Raw genomic sequence first — 26,228 nt, 5'->3', positions numbered from 1 at the left:
CAGGCAGCCATTCTTTTGGTAAGATAAACGAGAAAGGGTGGAGAAAATGACAGAAAAACGTTCTTTGGCATCGATGCAAGAAGAAGTCGATGCGTATATTCAGCAATTCAAAACTGGCTATTTCAGCCCCCTCGCCCAAATGGCTCGTTTGACCGAAGAAGTCGGCGAATTGGCGCGAGAAGTGAATCACTATTACGGGGAAAAAAATAAAAAAAGCGATGAAGTTGAAAAAACAGTGGCAGAAGAGCTCGGTGATGTACTCTTTGTGACGATGATCATGGCCAATTCACTAGACATCGACCTGACTGAAGTGTTTGAGGAAAATATGGCAAAATTCAATCAGCGGGATGCGTATCGTTTTGAAAGAAAAGATGGGAAAGTAAATGAAACTGACTAAACTACCAAAAGAATTTGCAGAAGCTGCACCGCTTTTAAAAAAAATCGAAGCCGCAGGCTATGAAGCATACTTTGTCGGCGGCAGCGTGCGAGACACGATCTTAGGCCAGCCGATTCATGATGTCGATATTGCTACCAGTGCATTTCCAGCCGAAATCAAGGCGCTTTTTCCTCGAACCATTGACATTGGCATCGAGCATGGAACGGTGTTGGTTTTGTGGGAGCAGGCGCAGTATGAGATCACTACGTTTCGAACGGAAGCAGCCTATCAAGATTACCGCAGACCCGACAAAGTGGATTTTGTCCGTTCCCTGAAAGAAGATCTAAAACGGCGGGACTTTACCATCAATGCGTTGGCACTTCAAGAAGATGGTGTCATCATTGATCTTTTCGATGGTCTGGCAGATATCGATAATCAAATCTTACGAGCAGTGGGTCACCCCCAGGAACGTTTCCATGAGGACGCCCTACGAATGATGCGGGGGCTGCGTTTTGTCAGTCAATTGGGCTTTGTTTTAGAAACAGAAACATTGGCTGCTATCCATGCGAATCATGCCTTGTTGGGAAAAATCTCTGTTGAACGGATCATGATTGAATTCGTGAAATTGCTGTTAGGCAATCATCGGAACCAAGCACTACGGGCGCTAGTAGAAACCGAATGCTATATCTATTGCCCAGGCTTGCGGGAATACGGTGAGGCGTTACTGCGGATGGCAGACCTGCCAGCGATCCCATTAGAAAACGAAACGGCGGCCTGGGTTTTGCTCATTGACCAAATGGGTTTAGCGCCAGAGGCAGTCCGCAGCTTTTTAAAAGCTTGGAAATGTTCCAATGACTGCATCCGCCAAGTACACACGGCTTATCAAGCACTGCTCGCGCGTCGAAATGGCGAATGGAATGACCTAGTGTTGTATCAGTTCGGTCTAGAAGCAACCTGTTTAGCCGAAGGATTATTGCGTTATGACAATCAGCCCAACGATCCAGCAAAAATCAGTCAGCGCTATCAGCAGCTGCCGATCCATTCACTGAAGGAGTTGGCGATCAATGGACGTGATTTACTACAAACGATCGATCGTTCTTCTGGTCCGTGGCTCAAAGAAGTCTTGACCGCTGCCGAAGCTGCAGTCATCACACGAAAAATCCCTAATGAAAAAGAAGCACTATTAGCGTTTGTCCAAGCGTATTTAGCAAAGGAGGGATAACTGAAAAATGGAAAGCAAAAAAGAATTTATCGTGGGACAGCAAGACACTGCGGCTGTTTTGGGTTCTGGGGGATTAGACGTTTTAGCAACCCCACGATTGGTAGCAATGGTGGAAAACACCTGTTGGGAAGCCCTTGAGCCTACTTTAGATAAAGGGTTTACTACCGTCGGTACAAAGTTTTCGATCAATCATTTGAAGCCTTCACCAGTTGGAGCGACAATCACAGTTCTTGTGCAGTGGGAAAAAGAACAGGGGCTCCAATTTCATTATCAGGTAATAGACGCGAAACAACAGATCATTGCCAATGGGACGCATCAACGAGCAGCAGTGGAAATCTCTCGGTTCATGAAAAAAGTCAACGAAAAACAAAGTTAATTTGTGTCCCGATGGCGACTATGTGTTAGAATTAAAGTGTATTACTAATAAAAAGGAGCGTTTTGTCATGGCTAGAGAAATGAAAGCTTTAAAATTTTATTTCCGTAATGGAGAAACATGGACGATTGAGCGCCGTTACATCGGTGACTTGTGGATCAAACAAATCACGACCAGTTTTGGCCGCATCCACGGAAGCGAATTTGTTGAGATTCATCCATGTGCTGGGTTCAAAATTGAAATCTTCCAAGAAGGCGATCATGTGGCAACGCATGACATCAACTTAGGTGGGCTTGAATTAGGGATGTTTGCCCGTGCGTTGAAATATGAAGATATCGAACGGATGGAAATTCTTTACCGTAACGGTACACCGGATCTTGTGTATTTCCCATATAAGGACAAAGATACGGAAGGATTGGATAACGTATACCAATCAACAAAAATCAGTGAGAAAACGAAGAGCCTTTATATCGTGATCGACCCGAACCAGACAGTCGATGATGTTTATAAAGAACATTTCGAAGAATAAGAAAAACGCAGAACCAGTTGGTTCTGCGTTTTTTTTTAGAATGATTCTTGGAACATATCCGTATACTTTTTTAATAAAAGATAATCTTCGGCATATTCATCTTTTAAAACGATCGTATCGCCAAAGAAACTCTTACGCGCATGTTGGATGATACGATGCTGAATATCTTTTTCTAAAAGGTAATCGATCTCAGACTGTTTCAGGTTTTGTGCAGCAGTCGCCCGATTCTTTTCTAAATATTGCAGCAAATCGTACTCAAGGTGTCCCGCACCGTTGATGACTCGTTTGTATTCGATTTTGTCAATTTTCATCTGCTCACACTCCTTGCTATTAAAGTACCTTAGAAAAGAACAAAGGGGGAGGTGGGCGAATCGAAATTACATAAATCTTTAAAAAATGGACCGTTTGTTAATGTTATCTTAAGATTTGTCAGCAAAAAGGAAAGAAAAACGAATCAAGTGCCAGTATTTTTCGAACCATCAGCAAACGGTTCTTTTTCCTTTTGCTGATGGACGGGTCCTATATTAGCGATCCCATCTAGACCACCGGCATGTCCGCCGACTAATTTGCTGCGAGCAATGGCGCGAGCGCCTTCCATTCGGCTTGTGGCATGAACGATCGAAGTGAAGCCATATTTCTCACGAATCTTATCGATGATCAAATCTAATTTACGCTGGCGCAACTGCGTTTCTGCTTGCTCAAAAAGATCCAACTGGACATTTTCTGTATAGAACAATTTTGAATAGGTAATACCAATGTGGCGAACGACTTGCCCCGTATAAAATTTTCGAAAGAGAAACAGGCAATGAGCCACAAGTTTGCGGGTATTGTCAGTTGGCGGGATCTTCATTTGTCGGGAAAAACCAGAGGCAGTTTCACCAAAGGCTACGCCGATGTAAACATTGATACAAGCGGTCTGACAATGATGACGGCGAATCCGAGCGGCAACTTGCTCCGCCATTTCCTTGATGACGATCTCGATTTCTTCTTGTAAATAATAATTGCGATGTAGGACTTGGCTATTGCCGTAGCTTTTTTCCATCACTTGTGGTGTCGGTTCAGATAAAATCGTGCGATCAATGCCATGGGCGTGATGATAGAGCTGCTCGCCAATGATCCCCATGCGACTGCGTAAAAGATCAGGACTGGCGTGAGCCAATTGCTCGATCGTTTCAATCCCCATCAAGTGAAGTCGTTTTTCTGTGCGCCGACCGATCCCCCAAAACTCTGTCATAGGGGCGATCTGCCAAACTTTTGTCGGTACATCGTCATAGGTCCATTCAGCGATCAAGGAACGATTGTGTTTGGATTCGTTATCTAAAGCTAGTTTTGCTAACAATGGATTGTCGCCAATGCCGATGGTGACATACAATTTCGTTGTTTCGTAAATGTCTTTTTGAATTTGCTGGGCAATCAACCAACGTTTTTCTTCGCGAGAGATCGTTTTATCGGGAATGAAAAGATCCAATGTACGGGTCAGATCCATCATCGTTTCGTCGATCGAATAGAGCAGCAAGTCGTCTTGTCCAACATATTTGCGAAAGACATTATTGACTTTGGTGTTTTCTTTGATATAAAAACTCATACGCGGCGATGCTTTGTACAAATCGGGATGTGTCGGCAGGTTGTCATTGCGAGTCACATTTGAAATCCCCAATACCGATTTTGCCTTTGGGGAAGCTGCTAAGACTAAGCCGTTACCAGTATTGTCAGAATGTGACATGACGACCAGCATCGCTTGGATAGGATCTAATCCACGAGAGATGCATTCGACAGAAGCATAAAAACTTTTGACATCAATAAATAAGATATCGCGTTTTGGCTCGAGCGCATAATTAAAACCACCCATTTTTATCACTCCTTACCGAAATTATACGAACGTTTGTTCTTTTTTGTCAAGCGAACAGGAGCGGATGAGGGGGATTTGTTTTTTTATAGAGAAGTTATTTTTGTTTTATAATGATGGGAAACGTTGGTTTATAAGGAATACATTCATTTCAGATTATCAGAATTCGATTGGACATAAATACGGGGTTTTGTCTTTTTACCCGAAAAACGGATAAAAAAACAGCCGCTCCATTGGACCGACTGTCGTAGCTTAAATCAATTTTCGGCAGGTAGGGTTGCAAACAAACTTAAGAGATTGCCGTCTATGTCTTTGACAATGGCATAGCGTTGCCCCCAAAAGGCAGACCAAGGTTCTTTGAAAGACTGATACCCAGCAGCAACGACTTTTGCATGAAGGGCATCAACTTCTTCAGGAGAATCACATAAAAAGGCTAATTCAATCGTATCACCCACAGTCATTGGTGCATGTCCGTAGATCCCAGCAACCATCTGGCGGCTATTCAAGGAGATACGAACCCCGTCGTTTGCTAATTCCATATAATCTTCTGAGTGCTGACCTAATGGCGTGAAGCCAAGTACTTGATAAAAAGCCAGTGCCTGTTCCATGTTTTTTGTGATAATACCGACCATATCTAGTTTCATTGTTTACTTCCTTTCATGTGGGCGTTCTTTACATAACAGTCAATGCAGCTGCTAGCAATGAAGATCACCTCGTTTCTGTCAGACGGTAATGGTGCAACCGTTCAGCCAACGTACCAGTATGCAATTCAAATAAATGGTTGTCATCGTCATAAAAATAAATAGAAGCACCTTCGCCTTTGATGCGGGAACGATCTTTTTCGATCTTCAATCCTAGTCCTTGGATGCGCGTAATCAAGGAATCGATTTGAGCTTGATCGATTTTAAAGGCAATATGGTTATACGTTTTCGGCAGCTTCTGGGAGGCATCCTCCATGACAGCAAGCCATAAGCCATCGATCAAAAAGAATTTTTCTGGGAAGTAAGAATGGGCCTGGTCTTGACTATCATAAACTTCCTCTGCATCAAACAATGTTTCCAGCATCGTTGTTGTCTTTGCTAAATTCTGTACGATCAACGTGATATGGGAAATCTCCATCGCATCAACACTCCTTTGTTATGACGAAATAGGGGAAAGAGAAACAATCAGTATCAAAAGAAGCATTATGTTAGTGATTGTGAAATACCAATAGGAAGAGCAGAACATAAAACAGTGCATCTGTTGCGCAAGGAATAAGTTTCTTCGTGTATTTTGTCCAAAAGAAGACATTTATTAAGAAGAGGACAATCACCGTCGGTAGGCTAAAGGTCCAAGCAGGGTGTTTGATGAAAATGAAAAGCATATTTCCAATAAGTGCAAAAAGAAAAGCGCCATAAAACAGACGATAGTTACTAGGTAGATACGCAAAATTGCCAAGCATGGGTTCACCTCCTATAGGCAGTATAGCATGAAAGGGTCGATCGGAGATCAAAGTATACAGAAAAGGTGGCAACGGGAGAGAGCGGCTTCATATTATGGTTATTGCCAAAATCATCTCGCGCATAATCGCGGGAGAGATACTGCAAAAAATTTCGGAAAATAAAGCTGCCGCTTAATCGCCCCTGAAATCTTTGTTGCTGCTCATGCGTTCTCCTGATGCTTATTCAAAAAAGCAGCAATACATTCACTAAGTGAATTTGGCTACTGCCTGCTCTTTTTTATGATGGACAAAGAGAGACAATAAAACGATGAAAAGAATAGTTACTCGAGGTGTTCCAGGAGAAGCTTTTCTGAGCAATTTAGGCAAAGGATCGGCGCGTTTATCAGTGCTAATTCTTTTCTGGGTTTTAGTTGGTAAGCAGAAGCTTTCGGCGGAAACGGCCATTTTGTCCAAACGACTTCCCCTGTGTCGATCACTTTTTTGCAATGGTTGCAACGAAACTCATTTCCTTCTTTGTTAAACATTTAATTTCTCCTTTTTTCTATACATTATACATTAAAATTTATTTTTGTGACTTTACAAAGAATTGGCTTAAAAGTCCAAAGAAGAGAAGTCAAGAAGCAGCTAAAACAAAGAGTAATCAAGGAGACGATGCAATTACTATCTAAGTTTGAAAGAACAAGGGCTAATAGAAGGGGAGTTCCATTCAAAACCATCACCTCAAAGCTAGTTTTTACAAAAAAAGAAGTTCGCAAACGCCTTGGTTATCAGCGTTTGCGAACTTCTTAAATAGCATTATTTTGTTTCGCGGTGTAAAGTAACTTTTCTTTCGCGTGGGCAATATTTTTTCTTTTCCAAACGATCAGGATTGTTACGTTTGTTTTTGTTTGATAAGTAGTTGCGTTCTTTACAAGAAGTGCACTCTAATGTGATGTTTACGCGCATGATTTTCCCCCCTAACGATACAAGAATCCTCTAAGAAATCTCTCAGACTAAAATATAATAGCATGTTTCGTGAGGGAATGCTAGCTTTTTCCTGAAATTTGTTAAGTAGTTTTACTTGACGAATTTCTTGAAACGCATTAGTCCAATTTGCTCTGGATATCTTCGATCATTTTGGTGTAGGCGATCGGACCGTTGTAGAGCCAGCTTGATTCAGGGCCGAATTCCCATAAATGATTGTTTTTGACTGCATCAAGATTTTGCCAGACTTGTTCACTGAAAAAATCAGCGCCTTTATCACTATTCACTAAAATCAGGTAATCGGCATCCAATTCTGCTAATTTTTCCAGAGAAACGGCAGACCAATCAGCAGTGGCACTTTCACTGATTTCCGAAACCAGTGCGGGAACTTCAAACCCGAGTTCGTGATACAGCAGCTGACCGCTTGATTTTGTTTCTGAAACCATGAAGACAGAGTTATTGACCACCCATAAAGCAGCGATCGACTTGCCTTGGATTTGATCAGCGTACGTTTCCTTGGTAGCAGCGACTAAGTCATCATAATCAGCTTCTACTTGGGCAGCTTGCTCTTCTTTGTGTAACACCTTTGCAATATCTGTCAGACGTTCCCGCCAGGTCACGTCTTCGCCATTTGTGACCACATAGGTCGGCGCGATTTTACTGTATTGATCATATTTGTCACCTTCCACCATGGAATTGCTATCCATCAGTAGCAGGTCTGGCTCAAAGCTCAAGACATCTTCAAAGGGCAGATCGTAGTTGATCCTTGGAACCTCCGCCAGTTTGTCTTGCAAGTATGCTTGATCACTGTCATTGCCGACGGTCCATTGAGCAACCGGTGTTACCTCTAAAGCGACCAAATAATCTTCCAAATAACTACCAATCACCCGCTGTGGGTTTTCGGGAACAGTGACTTCATTTCCCATCGCATCGGTAAAGGTTGTTGCTATTTCTGAAGAAGTAGTGGCTGATCCACTGCTATCCGTTGAGTCATTATTCGTGCTGCAAGCACCCAGTAGGGTAAGGGAGCAGGCAGCTAGCAGGGTAAGCCAAGTACTTCTTTTTGACCATTGTTTCATAAAAACACTTCCTCCTTTGTTACATGTTGAGCACTTATTGTTTTAATTGAGAATAGTTCTCATTTGCTGATAGCTATTATCACGAAGAAACGCTTCTTTGTCAATCTTATTTTTTTATTTCCTTTTTTTAGAACTATTGACGAATAGTAGGATTACATTCATAATTGATAAGCATTATCAATCATTTATTTTGGGGACGAATATGGCGAAATTACGAACAGTTGACTTGAGTGTCGGCTATCAAAAACAAAAAATTGTGCAAAATCTAACAATTGAGATGCCAGAAGGGAAAATCATCGGCTTGATTGGTCCGAACGGCAGTGGGAAATCGACGTTTTTAAAGGCACTTGCCCGAATTTTACAGCCATTGTCTGGTGAGGTCCTCTTAGATGCACAAAACCTGCAAAACATCAAAACCAAAGAAGTGGCGAAAAAGATTGCGCTGCTCTCACAAGTTAGCGATTCATCGATTGGCTTGACGATTCGCGAAATTGTTTCTTATGGTCGTTTTCCCTATCAAAAAGGACTAAATAGTTTATCGGAACAAGATCTTGCGGCGATCGAATGGTCTTTGCAGGCAACGGGTTTGACGGCACTAGCAGATGAAACGATCAGCACGCTGTCAGGGGGACAAAAACAGCGCGTTTGGATCGCCATGGCACTTGCGCAAGATACGGATATCGTGATTTTAGATGAACCAACGACCTTTTTAGATCCAGCGCATCAATTAGAAATTTTGCTCTTATTACAGCAAATCAATAAAACCTACGGAAAAACGATCATTATGTCGATTCATGACCTGAATCATGCCTCTCGTTTTTCTGATTATATTTATGCATTAAAAGGTGGAGAACTGTTGGTCTCTGGTACACCAGAAACAGTGCTGACCAAAGAGTGGCTACAGCGTTTGTTTGAGATCGACGCCATGTTAGGAACCTTTCCTAATAGCACAAAGCCATTGGTCTTGACCTATGAGTTAGGAGCCCAAGCATGAAAAAGTTTTCTTGGTTGCTGCTGCTTTTTAGCGGCTGCTTTATTATCTGTTTCTTTTTGGCGATCACCCAAGGCGCTGCAGACCTTTCCTTTGAAACGATCTGGAATGCTGTCTTTGCTTTTGATTATGAGAATCAGCTGCATCAAGTCTTGCGCAATATTCGATTGCCCCGTGTGTTGGCTGCTTTTCTAGTAGGAAGTTGTTTTGCTGTTACGGGAGCTATCATGCAGGGAATTACGAAAAACGCTCTGGCAGATGGCGGTCTTTTAGGTGTCAACAGTGGGGCTGCGATGGGATTAGCGATCGCATTTATCCTATTTCCTAGTATTCAACCGAGTCAAGCGGCGCTATTTTCGTTTTTTGGTGCCTTTGCGGCAACTGCGCTGCTTTTTTTATTGACTCGCTATGCCAAATTGGGTATGTCACCTACAGGTTTGATTTTGGCTGGTGTGGCACTAAGTTCTTTTTTCTCAGCCATCAGTCAGACCCTGTCACTGCAATTTGATTTAAATCAAGAGTTAGCCTTTTGGTTTATCGGTGGTGCCGCAAATGTGACTTGGCAGCAACTGCGTTTTGTGGGCCCCATCTATCTGATTGCCATCGTTTTTGTGCTACGTCTAGGAAAAGCGTTGAATCTGTTAGCGCTAGGAGATGACACCGTCATTTCATTAGGCAAGCACCCGCATCTGATTCGGGCATCTGCCTTACTGTTAGTCGTAGTTTTGGCGGGAATGGCAGTTTCGCTTGTTGGACCGGTCAGTTTTGTCGGCTTAATGGTTCCTCATGTCGTGCGGGGAATGGTGGGCAAAAACTATCAACTGATTTTGCCTTTGACGATCCTTGGAGGGGGAACACTGGTGATGGCCGCTGATCTGGCTGGCCGCCTGATCAATCCGCCCTTTGAGACACCCTTTGGGATACTGATGGCATTGATTGGTGTGCCTTTTCTATTGATCAAGATACGGAGGGAAGGCTGATGAAAAAAACACTCTCTGTTTTTTTCCTACTGCTGATGGTCGCTTTTTTAGGAAGTGTCATGGTGGGAAAAACAATTTTATCCTTTCAGACATTAGGGGCAATCTTTCAAGGAACGGCATCTTCGAGTCAAGTACTGACTTTTACTGAGTTTCGACTACCACGGGCTTGTCTAGCGCTGATCGCTGGTGGTGCCTTTGGTTTTTCTGGGTTTGTCTTGCAAGGAGTAACGAGAAATGAGTTGGCTGATGCAAGTATCGTAGGAATCAACAATGGGGCAGGGCTCTTTGTGTTGATCTACTTAGGTTTTTATACCCAAGGATCGCAGCTTTTGCCTGTCGTTGGGATCATCGGTGGTTTATTAGCTGCTGTACTGGTCTATTTGATTGCCTATAAGCACCGCCAATTGTTATCGATGGAGCGAGTACTGCTGGCGGGAATCGCCGTCAATGCAGGGCTGGCGGCGGCTACCTTACTCTTTACGGTGGAATTATCAAAAGACCGCTATCGCTTTGTAACAGCGTGGCTTTCTGGTTCGATTTGGGGAACTTCTTGGCAGCAAATCACCAGTCTGCTTCCTTGGGTCATCGTATTGTCTGCCGCAGCTTTCTGGACCGTACCAAGGTTTAACTTACTTGGCTTTGGCGAGGAGCAGGCAATTAGCTTAGGGGTTTCTTTGACCCGTTTGCGGACGTGGTTTTTAGTGATCGCGGTTGGTTTGGCTGCCAGTACGGTTGGCTATACTGGTAATTTAGCCTTTGTGGGCTTATTGGCGCCTCATATCGCTAAGGGACTCATCGGCAGAGAATCTCGCAGTGCCTTTTTCTTAGCGGGAATGATCGGCAGTCTGCTAGTCTTAGTCAGTGATACGATCGGTCGTTTGCTATTGACAAGCGGCGAGATCCCAGCTGGTATCATCATTTCTATCGTGGGGGCACCGTACTTTGTCTTTTTGCTGATCCGACGTAAAGAAGAATGAGCAACTAGTCATGATCTTGCCAAGAAATCTGCGATTCTAGTTTGCTATTTGGACACAGTTTTTGGTACTATTTCTGAGAGGAGTGATCCAATGGAAAAACCAGTCATTAGAGAGCACATGATCCAAACATTAAAACAAATGCCAATCAAACAAAAGCAGCAGAAAGAAACGCTGATTTTGCAGTTGCTGTTTTCTTCTCAGATTTGGCAAACAGCTGAGTCAGTAGGTGTGATCCGTTCGTTGCCATTTGAATTTGATACAGCGGCTATTTTTGCTAAAGGATTTGAACAAAACAAACGAATCGCAGTGCCGAAAGCACAACAGAAAAAATTGCAGTTTTATCATGTGGAGCCGACAACACGTTATGAAGCGTCGGCATTTGGAGTTGAAGAGCCGATCTGTGAGCAAGAAGCCCATCACTTGGATTTGCTGATTGTTCCCGGTTTGGCGTTTTCTAAAAACGGCTATCGCATCGGCTTTGGCGGTGGCTATTATGATCGTTTCTTGTCAGCTTTCGATGGCAAGACCGTTTCTTTGGTCTTCGGAGAGCAATTCAACGATCAATGGACACCAGATGTATTCGACATCCCAATCGATAAAATCTATACGGATTCTCTTATTCGCACGTAAAGGAGCACGTCAATGAATTCTCAAATGAAAAGATGGCTGAATCAGCCGGTCTTCACGTATCTGTTTTTAGCTATCCAAACAATTGTGTTTATCTTAGGTTATTTTAGTCCCTCTATTCAATCAGGCGGGGTGATGTTTGGTCCGTTTGTCGTTTATTTAAATGAATATTGGCGTTTCGTTACCCCGATCTTTCTACATTTCGGTTTGGCTCATTTTGCGATCAATTCTGTGATTCTGTATTATATGGGGCAGCAAGTAGAAGCCATCTATGGTCATAGCCGTTTTTTTGCCTTGTATTTGCTAAGCGGCATCATGGGCAATACCATGAGTTTTGCCTTCAACCAAATAGGGATTCAATCAGCAGGCGCTAGTACTTCTTTATTCGGACTTTTCGGGGCATTTTTGATTTTAGGTTGGCATTTTAGAAATGATTACCGCATCCAAGCAATGGTACGGCAATTTGCCCTATTCGTTGGATTGAACCTGGTTTTTGGTGTGTTTGATCAAACGATCGATATGTGGGGACACATTGGGGGGATCCTCGGTGGGTTATTACTAGGGAATCTTTTGGCATTGCCAAAGAACTACGGAAAATATTCGATCCACACCAGAATCCTCTCTGGCGTACTCTTTGTTTTCTTATTGGCTATTTTTGTGATATATGGTTTTAAAAAATATTAATTACTTGTATAATAAGCAGGAAGTGGTTAAATGGAAACGTTATATGACGTACAACAATTACTGAAACAATTTGGTGTTTACGTATATGTCGGCAAGCGGATCTACGATATAGAACTGATGCAAATCGAGCTGAAAAACTTTTATGACAGTCGCTTGATAGATCGGGATGTATATCTGACTGCCCGGCGAATTCTTACGCGGGAGCATCGAATTGAAGAAAGCCGGGAGGAAAACAAGTGATGGACAAAAAAATCATCGGAATTGATTTAGGCGGAACAACGGTGAAATTCGCTATTTTAACGAGCGAAGGCGAGATTCAGCAAAAATGGAGTATTGACACCAATATTCTTGATGAAGGCTCACATATTGTGCCAGAAATCGTGGCATCGATCAATCATCGCCTAGAATTATATGGCTTACAGCCAGAAGCATTTATCGGTATTGGTATGGGGACACCAGGAAGTGTCGATCGTGACAAAGGAACCGTCATCGGTGCCTACAATCTGAACTGGAAAACACTTCAGCCAGTCAAAGAACTGATTGAAAAAGGCACAAAAATCCCCTTTGCCATCGATAACGATGCCAATGTAGCAGCTTTAGGTGAGCGCTGGAAAGGGGCAGGGGATAACAATCCTGATGTCATCTTTATCACACTAGGTACAGGTGTTGGCGGCGGTATCATCATGGAAGGGCAATTGCTTCATGGGGTTGCTGGTTGTGCTGGAGAAATCGGTCATATCACTGTTGATCCTGAAGGGTTTGAATGTACTTGCGGCAAACGTGGTTGTTTAGAAACGGTTTCTAGTGCGACGGGTGTTGTGCGAGTTGCTCGACAGTTGGCAGAAGAATATGCTGGCGATTCGGCATTGAAACAGCAGCTGGACAATGGGGAAGATGTTTCAAGTAAAGATATTTTTGAAGCGGCTCAAGCAAACGATCCATTTGGCTTGATGGTCGTTGATAAAGTGTGCTTCTACCTTGGGTTGGCATGCGGAAACTTAGGAAACACATTAAATCCATCGAGTATCGTTTTAGGTGGAGGCGTATCAGCAGCCGGTGAATTTTTACGTGAACGGGTTGCTGCCTACTTTGCTCAGTTTACCTTCCCACAGGTAACGGAAAGTACCGAAATCAAATTGGCAGAACTTGGGAATGATGCCGGTGTGATCGGGGCAGCATCATTAGCTTTGCAATTTGCAGCAAAAGCTTAGATGCCAAGCTGCTAGGCAATGATACATTCAAGCAGCATAAATCAAAAAAAGAATGATTGTTACAATAGAGAGGAATAGAAGAAATGACACCAATTATGTGGCTAAACTTGGTTTTGGGATTAATCATCTTAGCAATCGCTTTGAACTGGGCGTATTTTCAAATCATGGGACGCCGTTCAGCAACGATCATCTCAGAAGATGAATTCAAAGCAGGAATGAAGAAAGCCCAAGTGATCGATGTTCGGGAAAAAAATGAGTTTGACAGTGGACATATTTTAGGGGCGCGTAATATTCCTTTTACTGTTTTAACCAATTCCTTCAGCGCATTTCGTAAAGATCAACCGATCTACTTATATGACACGCGTAAATCGTTGAGTATTCGCGCAGCGAATAAATTACGTAAAGAAGGCTTTACCAATGTCTATATCCTAAAAGAAGGATATGAAGGCTGGAGCGGCAAGACGAAAAAGAAAAATAGTTTATAAAACAGAGAACTCAAGGCAAAAGAACACAAGCAAATTTGAATGAGTGACGAAACACCAAACGGAGTGTTTCAAGTAAGTCATTGTTCAATTTACATTGTGGGCTTTTGCCTTTATTTGAACTTAGGTCTATCAATAAGGAGAGTGTGCGTTGATCAAGCGAAAAAGAATTTATGAAGCGGCGGAAACGACAGATGGCTATCGGGTATTGGTGGATCGCATCTGGCCTAGAGGGATGAAAAAGGAAACAGCTCAGATCGATCTATGGCTCAAAGCAGTCGCACCAAGTACTGAATTGCGCAAATGGTTTGGGCATGATCCTGAACGTTTTGATGCGTTTAAAGACCGCTATCTACAAGAATTAGAGAAAGCGCCCGCAAAAGTTGCCCTGGCACAGTTAAACGCGTTGGTTGCTGAACAAGAGACCGTTACCTTACTATACGGAGCGAAAAATGAAGAACAAAATCAAGCCGTGATTTTGCAGGACTTACTGGAGAAGGAAGAATGATTACCTAAAAGAGCCGCCAGCCTATTGAAGGCTGACGGCTCTTTTGTAGCAAATGATTAACGGGCAACGCTTTTACGCATCGCACGTTTCCGTTTTTCATCATGATCCGCTTGTTGTTCATCAATTGGATCAATCACTTGTTTCTTGACCGTCATAACAACACTTGCAGCTGCAGCAACCGTTGCGACTGTTCCTACTAAAAATCCTGAAAGAAATCGTTTCATCATTAAACACCTCGCCTTTAGTTATAGGTTCATTATGAATGAAAACGGAAAAAATATCAAAAAAAATCACTTTTGGGATTGAAAACGCTTGAAATAATTTAGTAAATATTTTACAATAAGTTTACTAAAAAGAAAGTGGGAGTGAGAGAAATGGAGCAATTGCAACAGATATTTATTGATAAATTTGGAACAGAAGGCACAGGCATGTATTTTGCACCAGGGAGAATCAACTTGATCGGTGAACACACGGATTACAATGGCGGTTATGTTTTCCCGGCGGCGATCACATTAGGGACGTATGCAGTAGCGCGAAAACGTGAAGACCAGTTGATCCAACTCTATTCAGAGAACTTTCCAGAAAAAGGCGTGATCTCCTTTTCGTTAGATGAGCTGGATTACCGAAAAGAAGATGATTGGACAAACTATCCGAAAGGAGTCGTTCGTTTCCTAAAAGAAGCGGGGCAAGTGATCGATCGAGGCTTTGACATCGCTTTTTATGGCAACATTCCGAATGGCGCAGGTCTTTCTTCTTCGGCATCGATTGAATTGCTGACGGGGGTTTGTCTAAAAGATCTCTTTGATTTAACCCTGACGACCTTGGACTTAGTTAAAATTGGCAAAAAAGTCGAAAATGAGTTTATTGGCGTTAACTCAGGGATCATGGATCAATTTGCGATCGGAATGGGTCAAAAAGACCATGCACTGCTTTTAGATACGAACACGTTAAATTATGAAGTCGTACCAGCGGCATTTGGCGATTATGTCGTAGCGATCATGAATACCAATAAGCGACGCGAATTGGCTGATTCTAAATACAATGAACGACGTGCAGAATGTGAAGAAGCATTGGCTCGTTTGCAAAAATCATTAGCCATTGATTCATTGGGCGCATTAGACGAAGCAACCTTTTTTGCAAATACAGCATTGATCGATGATCCACGCTTGATCAAACGGGCGAAACATGCGGTGACGGAAAACCAACGGACATTGAAAGCAAAAGCTGCTTTGACTGCTGGTGATCTTGAAAAATTCGGCCAGTTATTAAATGCCTCCCATGCTTCATTGCGAGATGATTATGAAGTGACAGGGCATGAACTAGATACACTAGTCGCAGCCGCTCAAGCGCACCCTGCTGTTCTAGGTGCGCGGATGACTGGTGCGGGCTTTGGCGGTTGCGGGATCGCATTGGTCAAAGCAAGTGAATGGGCTGATTTCGAAGCGTCAGTCAAAGCAGCCTATTTAGCAGAAATCGGCTACGCAACCGACATTTATCAAGCAAGTATTGATGATGGTGCACGAAAACTGTAGAATAAGAAACGATGAAGGAATGAAGAAAGAAGGCTGAAAATATGGCGATTTTAGTATTAGGAGGAGCCGGCTATATCGGTTCTCATGCAGTCGATCAATTGATCGAACAAGGAAAACAAGTCGTTGTCGTTGACAATTTGCTGACAGGACATCGCCAAGCGATCCATCCAGCAGCAACCTTTTATGAAGGAGATATTCGCGACAAAGCATTTTTACAATCGGTATTTGAAAAAGAAACGATCGATGGCGTGATTCACTTTGCTGCCAGTTCTTTGGTGGGAGAATCTGTGGAAAAACCATTGAAGTATTTCAACAATAATGTGTATGGGATGCAGATCCTCTTAGAAGTGATGAAGGAACATCAAGTGAAACATATCGTCTTTTCCTCTACAGCAGCAACTTATGGGGAACCTGACCATAGTCCAATCACGGAAGAAATCCCAACAAATCCTAAAAATCCATATGGCGAAAGCAAGTTGATCATGGAAAAAATGATGCGTTGGTGCGATGAAGCCTATGGAATGAAGTATGTCGCATTGCGTTATTTCAATGTGGCTGGCGCGAAGTCGGATGCTTCGATTGGTGAAGACCATGATCCAGAAACACACTTAGTACCGATCATCTTGCAAGCTGCTTTAGGACAACGCAAAGAGGTAGCGATTTTTGGGGAGGATTACGATACTCCAGATGGTACTTGTGTTCGCGATTATGTCCATGTCGAAGATCTGATCGCTGCTCACCTGTTGGCATTAGAATATTTACAAAAAGGCAATGAGAGCAATGTTTTCAATTTAGGCAGCAATCATGGGTACTCTGTGAAAGAAATGGTGGAAGCTGCTCGCAATGTAACGAAAAAAGAGATCCCAGCCAGAGTGGCGCCTCGCCGTGCCGGTGATCCAAGTACCTTAGTGGCATCGAGTGAAAAAGCACGAAAGGTTTTAGGCTGGAAACCAGTCTATACCGACGTCGAAGCAATCATCGAGACTGCTTGGAATTGGCATGTCAGCCATCCAAATGGGTATCAAGGGCAGGAGGAATAACCAATGACGATCAGCCAAACAATCAGCGATTTCGTCACTTTAGCAATCAAGGCTGGCGGCTGGATGGAAATGGATCGTATTTATTTGCAAAACCGAGTACTAGCCATGATCGGGGAAGCTGTTTTTGAGCCCAGCGAAATTCGTTCTGTCGATCGTTCCTCCATTGATTTGATGGACGAGCTGGTGGCATGCGCTTTGAGCAATCAGCAAATTGGCGATTCTCACGCAGAAAGAGAAATCTTTGAAGCCCAGTTGATGGACTTTTTGACGCCACCGCCTTCAGTAGTCAATGCTTTTTTTGCGCAGCATTATGCCAATGATCCTAAAGAAGCGACGGATTATTTCTTTGAGCTGTGCCGTCAAAATGATTACATCAAGACTCGGGCCATCGCAAAGAATATCGTGTTCCCAGTTGATACCGAATATGGGGAGATCGAGATCACGATCAATTTATCAAAACCTGAAAAAGATCCCAAGCAAATAGCGAAAGAAGGAGCTGCTGCTTCTGTAGATTATCCGAAATGTATGTTGTGTTTGGAAAATGAAGGCTACCAAGGACGAGTCAATTATCCAGCGCGGACCAACCATCGGATCATCCGTATGAATTTGGATAATGAAGCATGGGGCTTTCAATATTCGCCCTATGCCTACTACAATGAGCATTCGATTTTTCTCTCTTTAGACCATCGTCCTATGAAAATCAATTTGCAAACCTTCGCTCGCTTGTTGCAGATCATTGAAGTGATGCCGCATTATTTTGTCGGGTCCAATGCCGATCTGCCGATCGTTGGGGGTTCGATCTTGTCTCATGACCATTATCAAGGGGGACGGCACACGTTTGCCATGGCAAAAGCGCCGATCGAGCAACACTTTTCTTTAACTGGTTTTCCTGATGTCGCTGCGGGGATCGTGAAGTGGCCAATGTCGGTGATACGACTACAAGCGAAAAACAAACAAAAATTAGCCGCCGCTTGCCAATATGTGTTAGCCCAATGGCAACAGTACTCAGATCCAAGTGTTTCGATCAATGCCTTTTCAGAAGATGGAACGCCTCATCATACGGTGACACCGATCGCACGCAAGCAAGGAGAGCTGTTTGAAATGGACTTAGTCTTGCGGGATAATAATGTTTCCAAAGAACATCCTGACGGCATTTTTCATCCGCATCAAGAAGTGCAGCATATCAAAAAAGAAAATATCGGATTGATTGAAGTCATGGGCTTGGCAGTTCTCCCGCCGCGTTTAGCTCCGGAACTAGAAGAAGTGACTGCTTATCTATTGGATCAGCCCAATCAAATCGCGGCATACCATATTCCTTGGGCAGATGCGATCAAAGCCCAGCACCCAGAATGCAATGCCGATAACGTGTCGCAGATTTTGCGTAATGCATTAGGGGAAGTCTTTACGCAAGTATTGACGCATGCAGGCGTCTTCAAGCGAGACCAGACAGGGCAAGCGGCCTTTGCTCGCTTTATAACTACTTTATAAAAAAGTTCCCCGCAAAAAAAGGAGGCTGGAAGATGGCAACGATCAAAGATATTGCACAACAGGCTGGCGTCTCGCCAGCCACTGTATCACGGGTGCTGAATTACGATTCAGAATTATCGGTCAGTTCTGAAACCAAAGAGAAAATTTTTAAAGCCGCAGAAGCACTCAATTACACAAAACATAAAAAAAAGAGTCAGCCAGAAACCAGTAGTATGCGCTTGATCCAATGGTTTGATACCGAGGAAGAATTAGCAGATCTTTACTATTTAGCGATCCGTATCGGGATTGAAAACAAAACCGAAGAATTAGGGATTCGTTTGCTGAAAGAACCCTACGAAGGATTGACTGATACCGCAGTCGATGGAACGATTGCACTAGGGAAATTTGATGATCACCAGATTCGACAATTGAAAAAAAGCCAAGCCAATTTGTTGATGGTCGATTTTGACGCATTGGCTCAGGGCGTCAATTCTCTGGTGGTGGACTTTCAACAAGCGGTGGATTTAGTGATCGATGACTTTATTGCAAAAGGCCACCAAAGGATCGGCTTGTTATCAGGCGTTGAGTTTACCAAGGATCATCACCAAGAAATCGAAGACCCTCGGCGCCGAATTTTTGAGGAACGGCTCCGTCGGTTGAAGCTGCACCACCCGCAATATCACCTCAGCGCACCGTTTACAGTAGAGGGCGGTTATGAGGCGATGAAAGAGTATTTGCAGCAAAACAAAGAGTTGCCAAGTGCTTTATTTGCTTCCAGTGATGCCTTAGCGATTGGCGCTATGCGTGCTTTGCAAGAAAAAAACATCAAGATTCCTGAGGAGATCGCAATTATCGGCTTCAACGATGTCAGTGTTGCAAAGTACGTCTTTCCGACGCTGTCAACCATCAAAGTTCATACGGAATGGTTGGGGGAGCTGGCAGTGACGACCTTGCTGGATATCATTACGAATGCAGCACCCGTTCCTCGCAAAGTTACGATCGCAACGGAACTGATCACGCGCCAATCCTCCTAGCAACCAGTTGAATCACCGAAGGATGTCGTTACACACGTCAACTGAGTTTTAATGGAATAACAAAAAATGACTATCGTCTTACCCGAACCTTTAAACAGCCTCGTCGGTTTGCAGCTGCAGCCGTGCTTGCTTTTTTCAAAGGTTCGGGTATTGTTGTCCTATTGCTTTTTTTCTAAACGCAGGCATCTTTTTGGAGACTTGGTTGGGCATTTGATTAGAATATGGTAGAATATGAGAGAGTTTTTTGAATGGGGAGAAGATAGATGAAAACATTAGCGATTGATACCTCAAACCAGACACTGGCGGTTGCGGTGGTCGATGGTCAAGAAGTGTTGGGACAAAGCCAGACGATGGCGATCAAAAACCACAGCACAGCATTGATGCCTGCCATTGATGGATTGATGCAAGCGGTGGGGATGGCACCTAAAGAGCTGGAGCAAATCGTTGTTGCGAAAGGTCCTGGTTCGTATACAGGTTTGCGAATCGGCGTCACAACAGCAAAAACGCTGGCGCAAACATTGAACATCCCGCTGATTGGTGTTTCTAGTTTGAAAGCAGTCGCTGCCAATTGTGTGGGCGTATCGCAAGTGATCGTGCCGTTGTTTGACGCTCGCCGTCAAAATGTCTACGCAGGTGCCTACCAATGGCATAATGGGACCTTAGAAACAAGGATCAAAGACCAGCATATCTCACTGTCTGAATTATTGACCCAGTTAAAAGCAGTCGATGGTCAAGAAGTGCTATTTGTCGGCGCCGATACCATCAAATTTAAAGACATGATCGAGGCGGAACTGCCGACAGCCCATATCAATCAAGTATCGTTATGGAATTACCCGAATGGCGTTGTTTTAGCTGCTATTGCGAAAGAAGAAGCGCCGGTCGCTTCGATCCATGATTTTGTACCAGACTATTTAAAATTAGTTGAAGCCGAAGAAAAATGGTTAGCCTCGCATGAACCGGGAGTGGATGCCTATGTTGAAAAAATTTAAAACGATGACGGGAAAGCTGGCCCTTTTCCGTCAGATTCAATACCCAGAGCGTAAAAAAGAGATACGAGGGGAAATGTACGTTGTTCGTGAATTAGTCGGAGATGACATTAAAGAGCTGCTGCAGGTGGAGCGTCTCGTGTATGCGGGGGAACTGCCTTGGACCAAGAGCGCCTTTTTGTCAGAACTTTATTCACGGGTCAAACATCTTTATTTGGGCATCTTGCATAATGAGCGGATGATTGGGTTTATCGGGGTGCGGATTTTAGGCGCTGATGCCCATATCACCAATATCGCGATCATTCCTGATTATCAAGGAAAAGGGATCGGTTCTTTCTTGCTAGGAGAAATCGAACGTTATGCACGGAAAAACAAATGCGACCGTTTGACATTAGAAGTTCGCCTGGGCAATCGTGATGCGCAACGTTTGTATCGGACCCTCGGGTTTGTTTCACAGGCGATCAAAACGGCGTACTACACCGAAGGCAATGAAGACGCATTGGATATGGTGAAATTTTTAAATGACTAACGAACAAGCAGATCAAACGATCCCGACACCGCAAATGCTCTGGTCATTGGCAGATCAGAGCTATCCCTTTGGCTCGCCTTGGAATGTGCAGCAATTTCAACAAGATTTGCAAAACAGCAACAGTCGCTATTTGTTCCGTTATGGAAAAACCAATCAAGAGCTAATGGGGTTTCTCTGTTTTCAGCAAGTGCTGGATGAAGCAGAGTTGTTTAATGTAGCGGTTTTACCAGCGTATCAAGGTCGTGGTTTGGCGAAAGAATTGTTGAAGCAAATGGAATCGCTCGTGGAACAAACCGATGGTCGGCGCATCTATCTTGAAGTGCGTGTGTCGAATTTGCAAGCACAAGCTCTTTATTTACGTATGGGCTATACAGTCATCGGTCGTAGAAAAAAATATTACAGTCATCCAGAAGAGGATGCGTTGATTATGGAAAAGAAAGTAGGCGGACAAAAATCAAATGAATGAATTGATTTTAGCCATTGAAAGCAGTTGTGATGAAACCAGTGTGGCAGTGATTAAAAACGGCGACACCATTTTAAGTAACATTGTTGCTTCGCAGATCAAGAGCCACCAGCGCTTCGGCGGTGTCGTACCAGAAGTCGCTAGTCGTCACCATGTCGAACAGATTACTTTATGTATCGAAGAAGCATTGACACAGGCCGACACCCAACCTGAAGAGTTGTCAGCTGTTGCTGTTACCTATGGTCCAGGGTTGGTTGGGGCACTGTTGATTGGGCTTTCTGCAGCAAAAGCCTTTGCGTGGGCCCACAGCTTACCGCTGATTCCGGTCAATCACATGGCAGGACATATTTATGCAGCTCGCCTAGTGAAGCCATTGGTTTTTCCTTTAATGGCGTTATTGGTCAGTGGTGGCCACACCGAATTGGTGTATATGGCAGAAGATGGCTCTTTTGAGATCATCGGTGAAACGAGAGATGATGCCGCTGGTGAAGCCTATGACAAAGTCGGTCGTGTTCTAGGTTTGCCTTATCCTAGTGGGAAAGAAATTGATCGCCTTGCGCATCTAGGCAGTGATACGTATCACTTTCCTCGAGCAATGATACAAGAAGATAATTTTGATTTTAGTTTCAGCGGCTTAAAGAGTTCCTTTATCAATTTTGTGCATAATGCACAGCAAAGAGAGGAAGCTTTGTCAGTAGAAAATCTAGCAGCTAGTTTCCAAGCCAGCGTTGTCGAAGTATTGGTTCACAAAACGTTGCGGGCATGCCAAGCTTATCCTGTAAACCAGCTGATCGTTGCTGGGGGAGTCGCGGCGAATCAAGGCTTGCGTGACGCTTTACAAAAAGCGATGCAGGAATTGCCGGAAGTGGAATTGTTGATTCCACCGTTGAGTCTTTGCGGAGATAATGCGGCCATGATTGGAGCTTATGCCCATGTTGCGTTGAAAAAGCAGCGCTTAGCAGATCTTTCATTGAATGCTGATCCAAGTGTCAGCTTTGCCCATACGATTTCTTAAGATGATTGCACCTAAGATCCGTTCTTAGGTGTTTTTTTTTGGTTTCTTTATGAGCAAATAGAAGATTTTGTTGTATTTTATTTCATAATTTGATATTATCATGTATAATTATTAGTTAATTGAAGGGCGGGTATGCAATGACATCGGTTTTTAAAGGACGCAGTTTTTTAGCAGAAAAGGATTTTACAAAAGAAGAACTACAATATTTGATTGATTTTTCCCAGCACTTGAAAGGGATGAAGGCCAACAATCAACCACATCGCTACTTAGAAGGAAAAAATATTGCACTTTTGTTTGAAAAGAATTCGACACGGACGCGAGCAGCCTTTACGGTTGCAGCGGTGGATCTGGGGGCACATCCGGAATTTTTAGGGGCCAATGATATTCAGTTGGGGTCTAAAGAATCCGTTGAAGATACCGCCAAAGTATTCGGCCGTATGTTTGACGGGATCGAGTTTCGCGGCTTTAGCCAACAGGTTGTCGAAGATCTGGCCAACTATTCAGGCGTACCTGTTTGGAATGGTTTAACGGATGAATGGCATCCAACGCAAATGATCGCTGACTTTTTAACCATTCAAGAAAACTTCGGTGAGCTGACTGGCTTGACCATCGCATACTGTGGGGATGGGCGCAACAATGTCGCTAATTCTTTATTAGTGACCAGTGCGATTTTAGGGGTCAATATTCATGTCGTCACTCCGAAAGTCTTGCAGCCAGAAGCAACCATCATCGCACAGGCACAAGCCTATGCCAAGCAATCGGGCGCAAAGATTTTGGTGACTGATGATGTGGATCAAGGTGTTTTAGGCGCTGATGTCGTGTATACCGATGTTTGGGTATCAATGGGTGAAGAAGAAAAATTCCAAGAGCGGATTGAACAGCTGCTGCCGTATCAAGTCAACCAATCGTTGATGAAAAAAACACAAAACGATCAAGTGATTTTTATGCATTGTTTGCCAGCATTTCATGATGATCAGACCACGTATGGCAAAAAAGCAGCGCAGGCGTATGGAATTTCTGAGATGGAAGTCACTGATGAGGTCTTTCGTAGCAAGTATGCCCGTCAATTTGATCAAGCCGAAAATCGTTTGCACTCAATCAAAGCGATCATGGCAGTGACTGCTGGAGATCTATTTATTCCTAAAGTATAAAATAATTTTTTTTTGAAAATGCCAAAATCTCGCTAGCCAAACAAACATTTCTTTGCTATACTTTCTGGGAAGTAAATAGCCTTGATTTGATGAAACAAGAGAAGTAGCGATTCGAGTATCAGTTAGCGAGTTCGGGGTGGTGGAAGCCGAATTGATCAGATTGTGAAACGCACTTGTGAGAATTTGCCAAGCAAACGGAATTCTGCCGTTATCAGAAAAAAGTAGGTCCGAAAAGGACAATCAGAGTGGTACCGCGGGAAATCTCGTCTCTAGTGCATGTTATGCGCTAGAGGCTTTTTTGTTTTTATCAATAATTTCTTGCATGAAAAACATACAACTGTTTGCTTGCTTCAAACAACTTTTCATCAAAACATGGGCTCAGTCATTATAGGAGGGATACTATGAATAACAAAGAAATCGTCGCACAAGCCATCCATCAAGTAGTAAAAGAAGATCTATCGATCGAACAAGTTCAGCAATTACTGGAAAATCCAAAGTCAGCTGACCATGGGGATGTGGCATTCCCAGCCTTCTCGCTAGCAAAAGTCTATCGGAAAGCGCCGCAGCAAATTGCCGCAGACTTAGCAGAAAAAATCGATCAAGCGTCTTTTGAAAAAATTGAAGTGGTCGGTCCATATTTAAACTTCTTTATGGATAAAAAAGCAATCTCTGCCCACGTCTTAGAGATGGTTCTCAAAGAAAAAAATCATTTTGGCGATCAAACCATCGGCAATCAGCAAGCAGTACCCATCGATATGTCTTCACCAAATATTGCCAAACCCATCTCAATGGGGCATTTGCGTTCCACTGTGATCGGTAACTCAATCGGCTTTATTTTAGAAAAAATCGGTTACCAGCCAATTCGCATCAACCATTTAGGCGACTGGGGCACACAATTTGGGAAATTGATCGTGGCCTATAAAAAATGGGGGTCAGAAGAAGCGGTCAAAGCGGAACCAATCAACGAACTGTTGCGTTTGTATGTTGATTTTCACGAAGCTGCCGAGACAGATAAACAATTAGAAGATGATGCGAGAGCTTGGTTCAAGAAACTAGAAGATGGTGACCAAGAAGCAATGGATTTGTGGCAATGGTTCCGTGATGAATCATTAAAAGAATTCAATAAAATCTATGATATGTTGGAAGTTTCCTTTGATTCATTGAATGGCGAAGCTTTCTATAATGATAAAATGACAGAAGTCGTGGAATTATTAGAGGAAAAACACTTGTTGAAAGAAGACCAAGGGGCAGAGATCGTTGATTTGGCTGCGTATGACTTAAATCCAGCCTTGATCCGCAAATCCGATGGTGCGACTCTTTACATCACACGGGACATGGCCGCAGCGCTGTACCGCAAACGGACCTACAATTTTGCCAAATCATTGTACGTGGTAGGAAATGAGCAAAGTTATCACTTCAAGCAATTAAAAGCTGTTTTGAAGGAAATGGGCTTTGAGTGGGCAGATGATATGACCCACGTACCATTTGGATTGATCACCAAAGATGGGAAAAAATTATCTACGAGAAAAGGGAAGATCGTTCTTTTAGAAGAAGTATTGAATGAAGCGATCGATTCGGCGAAAGAACAAATCACTGAAAAGAACCCAACGCTTGAAAACAAAGAAGAAGTTGCAAAACAAGTCGGTGTCGGGGCAGTCGTTTTCCACGACTTGAAAAATGACCGTTTGAATAATTTCGACTTTACGCTAGAAGAAGTTGTCCGTTTTGAAGGAGAGACCGGACCCTATGTGCAATATTCTCATGCCCGTGCCATGAGCATTCTTGAAAAAGCCGACTTTGATCCTGCTGTTGTCAGCAGTTTGTCATTGGCAGATACTGAGAGCTGGGAAGTCGTCAAATTGATTCAGCGCTACCCAGAAACCGTGCTGCAAGCAGCAGAAAAATATGAACCATCCGTCATTGCTAAACATGCCATCAAATTGGCACAGGCCTTTAATAAGTATTACGCCAATGTGAAAATCTTGGCTGAAGATGCGGAAAAAGACGCACGTCTGGCTCTAGTTTATGCAGTAACGACCTTATTAAAAGAAGATTTACGGTTGCTTGGTTTACATGCACCCGACAAAATGTAACAAAAAAAGCTGTGTCCTTGTTTCGACAAAGACACAGCTTTTTTGTAGTAAAAATACAGATAGGTCACATTTGTTCGGTGTCTTATAAGACCGCGTGGTTTCTGATAAATTGATAAAAAGTTTCAGCATCTTCGTCGCTGCGGGAAATCACCGCTACTGTATCAAAGCCCGCCAACGAGCAAACTTTTTCTGGCATAGTCACTTCATCGATCGCAGCCGAAAGCAAAGGCGCATTGTCCGCAACGGTATGGATCAACGTCATAAATTGCACACGATCTACTTTAGTGACAACGTCTTCGATCATCTGTATCAAACGCTGCTCTTCTTCTTTTTCATCTTCTGACGATTGCATTCCTTGAAAAATGACAAACTTCGTCTGACCTGTTTCATCGGGCACTTTCACGATTTTCAAATCACGAATATCGCGAGAGATGGTCGCTTGCGTGGCGGAGACGCCTTGGGCTTCCAATTGCTGCAATAATTCTTCTTGCGTGCGTACAGTATGTTCAGTAATGATTTGTCTAATAAGTAAATGGCGATCAGCTTTTCGCATAGGTAAACTCCTTTAAGCATGATTGATTAAGTCAGCCTTATCATAGCAGATAAAGCCGAAAAAACCTAGATATAAT

Annotated in this window: 33 protein-coding genes and 1 other annotated feature; of the genes, 23 read left to right on the top strand and 10 right to left on the bottom strand. The window is 43.3% G+C overall.

Annotated features, from left to right (window positions below; translation table 11 throughout):
- Positions 1 to 46 precede the first annotated feature (46 nt).
- From IGI76_RS11210 to IGI76_RS11195, 4 genes are all read left to right on the top strand, one after another.
- Positions 47 to 397, top strand: a complete 351-nt coding sequence (locus IGI76_RS11210; RefSeq protein ID WP_005231912.1) for a nucleotide pyrophosphohydrolase — start codon at positions 47 to 49, stop codon at positions 395 to 397.
- The gene (locus IGI76_RS11205; protein ID WP_005229364.1) at positions 384 to 1,598 is read left to right on the top strand and encodes a CCA tRNA nucleotidyltransferase; all 1,215 of its coding nucleotides are present in this window, start codon (positions 384 to 386) and stop codon (positions 1,596 to 1,598) included. The genes IGI76_RS11210 and IGI76_RS11205 overlap by 14 nt, the downstream gene beginning before the upstream one ends.
- Before the next feature lie 7 nt (positions 1,599 to 1,605).
- Positions 1,606 to 1,974, top strand: coding sequence for a thioesterase family protein (locus tag IGI76_RS11200; RefSeq protein ID WP_005229366.1), 369 nt, complete (start codon positions 1,606 to 1,608; stop codon positions 1,972 to 1,974).
- 67 nt (positions 1,975 to 2,041) lie between these two features.
- A complete protein-coding gene (locus tag IGI76_RS11195) occupies positions 2,042 to 2,500 on the top strand; it encodes a hypothetical protein (RefSeq protein ID WP_005229368.1) in 459 nt (152 codons plus the stop codon).
- Positions 2,501 to 2,535: 35 nt separating this feature from the next.
- Here IGI76_RS11195 and IGI76_RS11190 read toward each other — a convergent pair whose 3' ends face one another.
- From IGI76_RS11190 to IGI76_RS11155, 8 genes are all read right to left on the bottom strand, one after another.
- Positions 2,536 to 2,811: a hypothetical protein gene (locus tag IGI76_RS11190; protein WP_005229370.1), complete on the bottom strand. Its 276-nt coding sequence runs from the start codon at positions 2,809 to 2,811 to the stop codon at positions 2,536 to 2,538.
- A 143-nt stretch (positions 2,812 to 2,954) separates the two neighbouring features.
- Positions 2,955 to 4,349 carry a Y-family DNA polymerase gene (locus tag IGI76_RS11185; RefSeq protein ID WP_060792284.1) on the bottom strand — a complete coding sequence of 465 codons (1,395 nt, stop codon included), beginning with the start codon at positions 4,347 to 4,349 and terminating at the stop codon, positions 2,955 to 2,957.
- A gap of 254 nt (positions 4,350 to 4,603) precedes the next feature.
- Positions 4,604 to 4,990: a VOC family protein gene (locus IGI76_RS11180; protein WP_086338038.1), complete on the bottom strand. Its 387-nt coding sequence runs from the start codon at positions 4,988 to 4,990 to the stop codon at positions 4,604 to 4,606.
- Between the two features lie 64 nt (positions 4,991 to 5,054).
- A complete protein-coding gene (gene fosX / locus IGI76_RS11175) occupies positions 5,055 to 5,465 on the bottom strand; it encodes a FosX/FosE/FosI family fosfomycin resistance hydrolase (RefSeq protein WP_060792282.1) in 411 nt (136 codons plus the stop codon).
- Positions 5,466 to 5,535: 70 nt separating this feature from the next.
- Positions 5,536 to 5,787, bottom strand: coding sequence for a hypothetical protein (locus IGI76_RS11170; protein WP_005229381.1), 252 nt, complete (start codon positions 5,785 to 5,787; stop codon positions 5,536 to 5,538).
- A 246-nt stretch (positions 5,788 to 6,033) separates the two neighbouring features.
- Complete coding sequence (locus IGI76_RS11165) at positions 6,034 to 6,240, bottom strand: hypothetical protein (protein ID WP_172462577.1); 207 nt, start codon at positions 6,238 to 6,240, stop codon at positions 6,034 to 6,036.
- Positions 6,241 to 6,582: 342 nt separating this feature from the next.
- Complete coding sequence (rpmG, locus tag IGI76_RS11160) at positions 6,583 to 6,732, bottom strand: 50S ribosomal protein L33 (protein WP_005229384.1); 150 nt, start codon at positions 6,730 to 6,732, stop codon at positions 6,583 to 6,585.
- A 137-nt stretch (positions 6,733 to 6,869) separates the two neighbouring features.
- Positions 6,870 to 7,829, bottom strand: a complete 960-nt coding sequence (locus IGI76_RS11155; protein ID WP_060792280.1) for an ABC transporter substrate-binding protein — start codon at positions 7,827 to 7,829, stop codon at positions 6,870 to 6,872.
- Positions 7,830 to 8,031: 202 nt separating this feature from the next.
- On the opposite strand from IGI76_RS11155, the gene IGI76_RS11150 reads away from it, so the two are divergent.
- The 9 genes from IGI76_RS11150 (at position 8,032) to IGI76_RS11110 (ending at position 14,289) form a co-directional block, all read left to right on the top strand.
- Positions 8,032 to 8,823: an ABC transporter ATP-binding protein gene (locus IGI76_RS11150; RefSeq protein ID WP_060792279.1), complete on the top strand. Its 792-nt coding sequence runs from the start codon at positions 8,032 to 8,034 to the stop codon at positions 8,821 to 8,823.
- Positions 8,820 to 9,800, top strand: a complete 981-nt coding sequence (locus IGI76_RS11145) for a FecCD family ABC transporter permease (RefSeq protein ID WP_333718578.1) — start codon at positions 8,820 to 8,822, stop codon at positions 9,798 to 9,800. Before IGI76_RS11150 ends, IGI76_RS11145 begins: the two co-directional genes overlap by 4 nt.
- A complete protein-coding gene (locus tag IGI76_RS11140; RefSeq protein WP_060792277.1) occupies positions 9,800 to 10,777 on the top strand; it encodes a FecCD family ABC transporter permease in 978 nt (325 codons plus the stop codon). Before IGI76_RS11145 ends, IGI76_RS11140 begins: the two co-directional genes overlap by 1 nt.
- Before the next feature lie 90 nt (positions 10,778 to 10,867).
- Positions 10,868 to 11,407, top strand: a complete 540-nt coding sequence (locus tag IGI76_RS11135; protein WP_231435243.1) for a 5-formyltetrahydrofolate cyclo-ligase — start codon at positions 10,868 to 10,870, stop codon at positions 11,405 to 11,407.
- Positions 11,408 to 11,419: 12 nt separating this feature from the next.
- Positions 11,420 to 12,088: a rhomboid family intramembrane serine protease gene (locus IGI76_RS11130; RefSeq protein WP_096742436.1), complete on the top strand. Its 669-nt coding sequence runs from the start codon at positions 11,420 to 11,422 to the stop codon at positions 12,086 to 12,088.
- Between the two features lie 30 nt (positions 12,089 to 12,118).
- Positions 12,119 to 12,328: a YqgQ family protein gene (locus tag IGI76_RS11125; protein ID WP_005229394.1), complete on the top strand. Its 210-nt coding sequence runs from the start codon at positions 12,119 to 12,121 to the stop codon at positions 12,326 to 12,328.
- Positions 12,328 to 13,299: an ROK family glucokinase gene (locus IGI76_RS11120; RefSeq protein ID WP_005229395.1), complete on the top strand. Its 972-nt coding sequence runs from the start codon at positions 12,328 to 12,330 to the stop codon at positions 13,297 to 13,299. The genes IGI76_RS11125 and IGI76_RS11120 overlap by 1 nt, the downstream gene beginning before the upstream one ends.
- An 83-nt stretch (positions 13,300 to 13,382) precedes the next feature.
- Positions 13,383 to 13,784 (top strand): rhodanese-like domain-containing protein, encoded by a 402-nt coding sequence (locus tag IGI76_RS11115; protein WP_005229396.1) that lies wholly within the window; start codon positions 13,383 to 13,385, stop codon positions 13,782 to 13,784.
- A 148-nt stretch (positions 13,785 to 13,932) separates the two neighbouring features.
- The gene (locus tag IGI76_RS11110) at positions 13,933 to 14,289 is read left to right on the top strand and encodes a DUF488 domain-containing protein (protein ID WP_016610725.1); all 357 of its coding nucleotides are present in this window, start codon (positions 13,933 to 13,935) and stop codon (positions 14,287 to 14,289) included.
- 56 nt (positions 14,290 to 14,345) lie between these two features.
- On the opposite strand, the gene IGI76_RS11105 is transcribed toward IGI76_RS11110, so the two are convergent.
- A complete protein-coding gene (locus IGI76_RS11105) occupies positions 14,346 to 14,513 on the bottom strand; it encodes a DUF3042 family protein (RefSeq protein WP_017144401.1) in 168 nt (55 codons plus the stop codon).
- Positions 14,514 to 14,663: 150 nt separating this feature from the next.
- Here IGI76_RS11105 and IGI76_RS11100 point away from each other — a divergent pair, with 150 nt between their 5' ends.
- From IGI76_RS11100 to argS, 10 genes are all read left to right on the top strand, one after another.
- Positions 14,664 to 15,821, top strand: coding sequence for a galactokinase (locus IGI76_RS11100; protein WP_231435242.1), 1,158 nt, complete (start codon positions 14,664 to 14,666; stop codon positions 15,819 to 15,821).
- 41 nt (positions 15,822 to 15,862) lie between these two features.
- A complete protein-coding gene (gene galE / locus IGI76_RS11095; RefSeq protein WP_231435241.1) occupies positions 15,863 to 16,861 on the top strand; it encodes a UDP-glucose 4-epimerase GalE in 999 nt (332 codons plus the stop codon).
- 3 nt (positions 16,862 to 16,864) lie between these two features.
- Positions 16,865 to 18,349, top strand: a complete 1,485-nt coding sequence (gene galT, locus IGI76_RS11090) for a UDP-glucose--hexose-1-phosphate uridylyltransferase (protein ID WP_231435240.1) — start codon at positions 16,865 to 16,867, stop codon at positions 18,347 to 18,349.
- Positions 18,350 to 18,381: 32 nt separating this feature from the next.
- Positions 18,382 to 19,362: a LacI family DNA-binding transcriptional regulator gene (locus IGI76_RS11085; RefSeq protein ID WP_005229404.1), complete on the top strand. Its 981-nt coding sequence runs from the start codon at positions 18,382 to 18,384 to the stop codon at positions 19,360 to 19,362.
- A 263-nt stretch (positions 19,363 to 19,625) separates the two neighbouring features.
- Entirely contained in the window at positions 19,626 to 20,351 is a 726-nt protein-coding gene (tsaB, locus tag IGI76_RS11080) for a tRNA (adenosine(37)-N6)-threonylcarbamoyltransferase complex dimerization subunit type 1 TsaB (RefSeq protein ID WP_010749312.1), read from the top strand.
- Positions 20,335 to 20,877, top strand: a complete 543-nt coding sequence (gene rimI / locus IGI76_RS11075) for a ribosomal protein S18-alanine N-acetyltransferase (protein WP_142968309.1) — start codon at positions 20,335 to 20,337, stop codon at positions 20,875 to 20,877. Before tsaB ends, rimI (IGI76_RS11075) begins: the two co-directional genes overlap by 17 nt.
- Positions 20,870 to 21,343, top strand: a complete 474-nt coding sequence (rimI, locus tag IGI76_RS11070; protein ID WP_010749314.1) for a ribosomal protein S18-alanine N-acetyltransferase — start codon at positions 20,870 to 20,872, stop codon at positions 21,341 to 21,343. The genes rimI (IGI76_RS11075) and rimI (IGI76_RS11070) overlap by 8 nt, the downstream gene beginning before the upstream one ends.
- Positions 21,336 to 22,355, top strand: a complete 1,020-nt coding sequence (gene tsaD, locus IGI76_RS11065) for a tRNA (adenosine(37)-N6)-threonylcarbamoyltransferase complex transferase subunit TsaD (RefSeq protein ID WP_438781544.1) — start codon at positions 21,336 to 21,338, stop codon at positions 22,353 to 22,355. The genes rimI (IGI76_RS11070) and tsaD overlap by 8 nt, the downstream gene beginning before the upstream one ends.
- A gap of 137 nt (positions 22,356 to 22,492) precedes the next feature.
- Positions 22,493 to 23,506 (top strand): ornithine carbamoyltransferase, encoded by a 1,014-nt coding sequence (gene argF, locus IGI76_RS11060; protein WP_231435238.1) that lies wholly within the window; start codon positions 22,493 to 22,495, stop codon positions 23,504 to 23,506.
- Between the two features lie 80 nt (positions 23,507 to 23,586).
- Positions 23,587 to 23,780, top strand: a binding site (T-box leader).
- A 127-nt stretch (positions 23,781 to 23,907) separates the two neighbouring features.
- Positions 23,908 to 25,599 carry an arginine--tRNA ligase gene (gene argS / locus IGI76_RS11055; protein WP_438781543.1) on the top strand — a complete coding sequence of 564 codons (1,692 nt, stop codon included), beginning with the start codon at positions 23,908 to 23,910 and terminating at the stop codon, positions 25,597 to 25,599.
- Positions 25,600 to 25,681: 82 nt separating this feature from the next.
- On the opposite strand, the gene IGI76_RS11050 is transcribed toward argS, so the two are convergent.
- Entirely contained in the window at positions 25,682 to 26,152 is a 471-nt protein-coding gene (locus IGI76_RS11050) for an arginine repressor (protein WP_005229424.1), read from the bottom strand.
- Between the last annotated feature and the right edge of the window lie 76 nt (positions 26,153 to 26,228).

Origin of the sequence: Enterococcus sp. DIV2449a, from assembly GCF_051711225.1 — a bacterium.
Taxonomy (GTDB): Bacteria; Bacillota; Bacilli; order Lactobacillales; family Enterococcaceae; genus Enterococcus_D; species Enterococcus_D casseliflavus.
This window is presented reverse-complemented; position numbering and strand designations above follow the sequence as displayed.